1 protein-coding gene and 1 pseudogene are annotated in these 1,341 nt (G+C 65.0%); one reads left to right on the plus strand and one right to left on the minus strand.

Translation table 11 applies throughout. The features are described 5' to 3' along the window. The coding region (locus tag ABT160_RS47015; protein WP_351656587.1) for a transposase at nt 1-358 on the plus strand (358 nt) is incomplete at its 5' end. An 860-nt stretch (nt 359-1,218) separates the two neighbouring features. Here the strand turns inward: ABT160_RS47015 and ABT160_RS47020 are convergent. Beyond that, nucleotides 1,219-1,341 (minus strand): annotated as a pseudogene (locus ABT160_RS47020) (IS5/IS1182 family transposase); the annotation flags it as partial.

The raw sequence follows: 1,341 nt of genomic DNA on the forward strand, positions 1-1,341 counted from the left end.
CGCCGACACCCGCTTGGTCGTCGTGGTCGGCCGGCCGCTCGCCGGAAACCGCAACGACTGCAAGGCGTGGGAGGAATCCGGCGCCAAAACCGCCGTCGGCAACACGCTGACTATCGCCGACGGCGGCTACCCCGGCACCGGACTCGTCATGCCCCACCGCCGACGAAAGGGCGAAGACCTGCCCGAGTGGAAGCAGGCGCACAACAAGTCCCACAAGCAGGTCCGAGCCCGCGTCGAGCACGTCTTCGCCCGAATGAAGACCTGGAAAATCCTCCGGGACTGCCGCCTCAAAGGCGACGGCGTCCACCACGCCATGCTCGGCATCGCCCGGATGCACAACCTCGCCGTCGCCGGATAGGCCAGCCCGCCGCACGGCGGACTGCCATGCCCGAGACGTCTCGGAGATTATTTACGGGACAGCCCTTAGCCATCACCCGTCATCGCCAGCCTATGCCACAGCACCCCCCGGATGCGGCAGCCGGAAGTCGGCCGCGACCGTCACTTTCGAGGCCGTAAAACGTTGATTCGGGGGTGGAACTGCAAAAACTTCGGCACCGGCTGATCCTCCCCGGCGAATGCCCGCACTGCTGCTCCGTCTTCAGAGCCCGCACCGATCTACTCGACCACGGACCTGCAGGCCCTGCCGCCACGAACGCCGAGGTGTGTGCAAAGACGGGCCTGGCACGGAGGACTGTGCAGGTCCACACCACGCACTTGACCTACCACGGACTTCTCAAAGATCGCCTGCCCACTGGACTTCCCCTCCACCCCTCAGCCGGACCAGAGTCTGAAGAGAGCCACTCTGAGGCAAGCCCCGCAGTCCGCGCACATGACTGGGCCGCCACGGTGCCGCTCCCTGTACCCTGCCGCGCCTGCCGACAGATCCTTCGCGCCCTGGCTTCTGTCGCCCACCCCGGCACGCGGCACGGCCAGATTTCCCTAGTAGACCTGGCCAAGCGACTGAACATGAGTGAATGCACTGTACGGATGCACGCGCGTACTGGTCTGAGCAGCACGCGCCTTCGAAAACCGCACTCTCTGGCAGCGGCTGGCCTAGTATTATTCACCCGCAACGGCACCTCGGACACCGCAGCATCCGGGCGCACCTACTTCAGGAGATGCCCTGATATCTTCACCCTCGCCCTGGGCACCGCTCCCGAACCGCCGTTTCAACGGGCAAGCTCACCAGATAGCTTCCGCATCGACACTGAGCCGTTTTCATCCTGAATAGTTGCAGGTCAGCAGGGTGTGGATGGCTTGGACGGTGCGACTGATGCGGCGGGTGGAGCATCGGGCCCGGCGGAGGATCCGCCAGGACTTGAGTTGCGCGAAAGCCCGTTC

Origin of the sequence: Streptomyces sp. NPDC001941 (assembly GCF_040296945.1) — a bacterium.
Classification (GTDB): Bacteria; Actinomycetota; Actinomycetes; order Streptomycetales; family Streptomycetaceae; genus Streptomyces.